The 5,467-nt window shown below is 55.7% G+C and carries 4 protein-coding genes; 1 reads left to right on the plus strand and 3 read right to left on the minus strand.

Going from position 1 to position 5,467, the window contains the following annotated elements:
- From JRG72_11300 to malQ, 3 genes are all read right to left on the minus strand, one after another.
- Positions 1-974: hypothetical protein (locus JRG72_11300; GenBank protein ID MBW2135790.1), on the minus strand; the 974-nt coding region annotated here is incomplete at its 3' end.
- Positions 975-1,031: 57 nt separating this feature from the next.
- The gene (locus tag JRG72_11305; GenBank protein MBW2135791.1) at positions 1,032-2,333 is read right to left on the minus strand and encodes an alpha-amylase; all 1,302 of its coding nucleotides are present in this window, start codon (positions 2,331-2,333) and stop codon (positions 1,032-1,034) included.
- A gap of 17 nt (positions 2,334-2,350) precedes the next feature.
- Positions 2,351-4,603, minus strand: coding sequence for a 4-alpha-glucanotransferase (gene malQ / locus JRG72_11310; protein ID MBW2135792.1), 2,253 nt, complete (start codon positions 4,601-4,603; stop codon positions 2,351-2,353).
- 426 nt (positions 4,604-5,029) lie between these two features.
- Between malQ and JRG72_11315 the strand changes: the two genes are divergently transcribed.
- Complete coding sequence (locus JRG72_11315; protein ID MBW2135793.1) at positions 5,030-5,197, plus strand: IS1 family transposase; 168 nt, start codon at positions 5,030-5,032, stop codon at positions 5,195-5,197.
- The last annotated feature ends 270 nt before the right edge of the window (positions 5,198-5,467 follow it).

Consider the following 5,467-nt stretch of genomic DNA (forward strand, 5'->3'; position numbering starts at 1 on the left):
TACCCTCCCAATGCCTCCTCCATAAAGGCCACTAACGCGGCCAGTTTTTCCTCTCGATAATTCATATCAGAGGTAGCTTCGCACCAGGCCTCGATCAGGGCCAGGGTAAAGGTCATGGCCGTGGCCCAGGGCGGGCTGATCTTGGGCATCTTCGCTAGATAAGCCTGGTAGCGGCTGAAAATTTCCGGGGCGGCGGTATGGATCAGGCTCCAGGCCAGGTATTTGAGCCGCATATAATTATAGGGCCGGGGGGCCACTTGCCAGCCGACAATCCCGAAGCGTCCCTCCGGGCACTGGATAATATGTTCGGGAGTAAAGGCTGTATGAGCCAGGTTGGTGCCGCTCGGCGTCAGATGGATGGAGGTGGTCTGCTCCAGCTTATTTTGGAACGCGGCTAATAAAGTTGGCGGGCCGCCGGCTGCGATTAATTGCGCACTCCGAGTTTTAGCCAGGTCCAGACCCCAGTGGTAACTCTGGGCAATTTCCCCGCGGCGGGCCGGGTGGCAATTTAGACCCAGGTGCAGCCGCGCCGGGGTTTGGTGGCCGCTTTCCCCGACCAATTCCTCTTCGAACCGGCGGGTCTTCAGCGCCTGAAACATCGGGGCCAATCGCAGGCTCTGGAACAGCGCGGTTAACTGCCCGGCCAGCTCCATAATCGCTGCCTGCCGGTCGGGACCCTCAAAATCATTCTGGGCCAGTAGCGGTCCGCTGATATAGGGGTAAAGCAAAAATCGGCCCGGCTGCCAGGAAATGAGCCGGGGATACTCAAAGGCCGCGTAGAGATGCGCCAGCTTTTCCAAAAACTGCCCGGCCGCGGCCACCTGAGGGCCGGTTTTAAGGACCACGGCCTGGCCGTTTAGATCATCACACCGCCAGGTCTGGACCCCCAAGGCCTCTACCGGGTTCAGGTGCAGATCACGGCATATTTTTTGAAGGGCAGTATTCTCCCCGGCCTTGTGATTTAGACTTGCCATGGCGGGAGTCTATTCCTCTCCCTGCTGATTGTCAAGATAGTCAAGGGCGGTAAAAAATTATGGTTTCTCCACCTCGGTGCCGGGGGCATAAAAGAGGCGAATTTCGGCGGGCCCCAGGGTAACCGGCCGCGTCGACGCTAATGGCAAGGGCGTGGCTTCGGGAGTGAGGTCTCGCACATGCTCCGCCGGAACCCCCATCACCGCAGGCCAATCCGGCACCACAAACCGCCGGGCGCGCCGCTTGGTATTGATAACCGCCAGCACCTGGCCGGTATAGGTGTCCGATGACTTCAACAACATCACTACCGGCTCATTGGGCTGGGTCAGCCGCGTGATTGGCCCTTCTTCCTGTAGTATCGGGCAGTTCCGCTTCATCCGATTAGTGGCGCTGATGAAGCTGGTCAGATCACAGCGAGGCTTCTCCCAATCGTCAGGCCGGGTGTTCACCACATTAAGTCGTTTTCTAAAGCCATATTCAAATCCCATGGGCATCATCAGCCCCGCGGAAAAAAAGGCGGCGAACAGATAGCGTTGCCGGAGGATCTCCACCGCGCCCCGGGTTTCGGCCGCCAGCCGGGGGGTATCATGGGTTTCCGGAAAACTGATGGAGGCCGCGATGTGCCGGTTGCTCTCATACTGCTCCAGGCACCAGTCGGCCCGGAAGTCCCACCATTTGGAGCTGTTAAAGAGATAATCAAAACCAGCCTCGGCCAATTGGGCCATCTCCTCCAGGCGACAGCCCAGGGTTTCCGCCAGGAAACAGACGTCCGGATGGATGGCCCTTGCCCTGGCAATCAGTCGGGCCCAGAAAGGCCCCGGAATTTTATAAGCCGCATCACAACGAAAGCCCCGGAACCCCAGTTGAATATACTTCCTTAAGACCGTCTCCCAGAAGGCCAGCAACCCTTCCGGGTCGGGCGGGGGCCAGTATTCGATTTCGGCCAGATCCCCCCAAACGGTGACCTTGGTTTCATCGGCCGGATCAATGCAGGAAGGGTTTTTGATGCTGCCGTCTAGATTTTTGGCGTACCATTCGGGATGTTGTTCCACTAATGGCGAATCGACCGCGGTATGATTGATCACCAGATCCATCATTACTTCCAGACCCCGCTGCCGGGCCTGGTCCAAAAAATTCTGCAGCGACACCTCCGGGTCCTGGCCCTCTTCCACTAATAAGGGGTGAAAGGCAAAATAGTCCTTGACCGCGTAAAGGCTGCCAGAAAAGCCCGGATAATGAAACGGATTAACAAAGATCCAGTTAAATCCCATGGCCGATATCCGATCCAGGTGATCTGGCCAACGAGAAATGGTTCCGGCCAGCAGGGGGAACAGGTTGTAAATTATCGGTCCATCACACATGGTTTTCCTCTATTTTGTCATGGCGCAGTCCGGGGCCGATAACGGGCCATCAAGGCCGCCAATCGGTGAGCCTGGGGAGATTGCCGCATCTGGCTCAAACTCCAGGGCATTTTAAGACGCCAGTTAGGATATTGGTGAATGGTGCCGGGGAAGTTCTGCTGATCCAGCCCCCCGAAGATATCTTCCAGATTCAGGGCCAGGAGTCGACAGGGGGTTTGGGCCAGGAAAGCCAAAATCCCCCAGCGCAGCTCCTCGGTTAATTCCGGTAGGGCTTCTGGCTCCTGCGGATAATCCTCCGGAAGCAGATTATAGGCTTTAAGTATTTCCAGAATCCGCCGTTTGTCGGTCTGACGTTCCTGCCGCTCCAGGTCGGCCATTTCCGGGTGGGGATACAACTGCAGGCGGTCCTTGACCTCGATATCGCGGCCGGCCCAGAATCCGGCCAAGGTAGGCAGATCATGGGTCGTTACCGAAGCCAAAGCCAAGGCCGGGTAATCTTCCCGGGCGCAGAACCGGCCTCCCGGAGTGCGTTCGAAATAAAACAACCGGTAAGAAAAGATCTGGTAGCGGGCCAAGGTTTCCCGAATGTAACCGGGAACCGTACCCAGATCCTCACCAATGATCAGAGTCTGATGGCGTAGGCTTTCCAGAGCCAGAATCCGCAGCAGGTCTTCTGCGTCATACCGCACATAGGCCCCCTCGGAGGGGCTTTTGCCTTGGGGGATCCAGAACAGGCGAAACAATCCCATGATGTGATCAACCCTCAGTGCTCCTGCCGGGCGGCAATTTTTCTGTAAGGTATTGATGAAAAATTGGTACCCGGACTCCCGCAGACGCTCCGGGATCAAGGGCGGCAATTGCCAGTTCTGGCCTTGGGGATTGAAGGCATCGGGGGGCGCGCCGATCTCCATCTTCAGGGCAAACAGGTTTTGATTCGACCAAGTATCGTGGCCGCCCTGATCCACCCCCAGCGCTAGGTCGGGATAAAGCCCCACCGGCATCCCCAGGCCTCGGGTCTGGTCCGCCACCTTCTGCAACTGCTCTTCCAGAAGCCATTGGACATACTGATAAAACAAGATTTCCCGCGGATGCTGGCGGGCGAAAGCCTGGACCGCGTTATCTCCAGGATTCTGGTACTGCGGCGGCCAATCCGACCAACTGCGATAATTTCGGTTCTGCTTGCGCCAGTGGTCGGTTAAACTCTGAAAGATCGCAAAGGTCTGTAAGGCTTCTCCCTCCTGGGCAATGTAACGGGCCAGAGCCTGTCCCCGAGCCGTACACGGCTGGTGCGGTAACCCATGGCGGTCCAGAAAGGTGTCAAATAAAAGGTCGAGAACGCGGCGCTTGAGACTGAACACCGCGGCATAGTCCACCTTATCTGACTTATTGAGGCGTTCTCTCTCGGCCCGAAAAGAAGGCTGGGTCAACAGGGCTTGGGCTGCCGGGCAGTCGGCCAACTCAGGAATGGCGTCCATATTTAGATAAATCATACTCCAATAGAGGCGACTGGAAGGTGCGTAGGGACTGACATCGTCTGGATAGCGGTTACTCAGGGCATTAACCGGATTAAGGCCGACCAACCCGGCATGGAGTTCCCCCCCGGCCCAATTGACGGTTTCCAGCAGGTCACCGAAGTCGCCTACTCCCCAGCCATGCGGCCGGCGCAAAGCATACAAGGGAAAGATCAGGCCCCAGGTCCGCCCTCCGGCCTCTAGATAGGGCGGCACGTAGCCCCGATCCGGAGCAATAATCAAGCGGCTCCGACCCTCCTGGGGCTGGTCTGAGCTCCGGACTTGAACCCGAAACTCATAATAGCCCAGGGGCAGATTTTCCGGTAAGGACAGTTCCAGCCGCCCACGCCATTGATCATTAATCAGTCTGGTTTCGGTTACCTGAAGTTCCGGGCCACGGAGCTGACCCCCCCCAACCTGACCTAACTCATCAATTAACTCCCAATCAATCTCCAGATTTTCGGGAAGGTTACCCTCCGGCAAGGTCAGGTGCAGATTACAGATGATGGGGCCGGTTACTTGCGGCACTACCCGCACCGGCTCCAGTAACCGGTTCCAGGGCCGCTGGCGCCGCTCAAGGACGGCTTCTTGCAAATCAGCCAGGCTGTCCAACTTCAATCCCATGGCGTGAAGTAGGGTCCACTTGGTCTGGCGGGAAGTAACATGGACCTGGCCGGCATTGTCAGTGTATTCCGGTTCAATGCCGCACCACTGGGCCAGCTCATCTACTAGGTCATTCCAGAGGTTATCTGGCCGCATACCTTCCCCTTGACTTATTTCCTCTATCCTGGATGGCCCTTAATGATAATCTGACTTTTAAAAATTTTTCTTGTTAAACCATGAGTCCCAAAATGGCAAGGAAAATCTTATCGGAAAGAGCTAGCGACTATCAAGGAAAATAGTGAGAGAGTTTCTGAAACCTCTTGGTTAATTACAAAGCTGGGTGGTGTAAAAAAAGATTGTGTGAATTTGAAAAGGGCAGAAAAAAAGGCGTATCTCCCATAGACTGGGTGTTAACCAAACCTAACCGGCAGTGTTAACAAAAGATACACAATTATGCTATAATACCTCCTGAACCCAATTCGGAAGCCACCAAGGCTTTGGCGGTTTTGCTCTACAGCCTGGGAAAGGCCAGTTTTCGCTGGCTGGGAAAATTGCTTGGTGTCTCTGGGGTAAGTACCATGCATCTATTACACCGATGATTGGTCCGTCTACCATGATCTAATACCACCTGAACAGCACGTAGTGAGCAAAACGGGAACCCAACTCTTGGAAAGTGACAATTCCAATACACGCCATCGGGTAGCCCGTTTTACCCGCAGGACAAAGGTAGTCCCCGATCTGAAAAAATGATCGACTTGACCATGCGGTTATGGGCCTATGGTTGATGGTGTGGGCGGCATGGCGGAGGACATGGCCGAGGCCGCGGAGCGCGGTGACGAAGCCATGCTTTTGCACCTGCTGGAAGGCCTTAAGATGGCTGTGAGCGATCTGGAAAAGGCCATCAGCGAGTGAGAGGAGAATCAGGAATAATCTTGCAGGGACGCCGGAGACTTGGCGAAATGCCGCATAAGTTCTCAAACTCTGTTTATGGCACCTAAAGAAGTGATGAACACGGTAGAA

The organism is Deltaproteobacteria bacterium (genome assembly GCA_019309545.1).
Lineage (GTDB): Bacteria > Desulfobacterota > Desulfobaccia > Desulfobaccales > Desulfobaccaceae > Desulfobacca_B.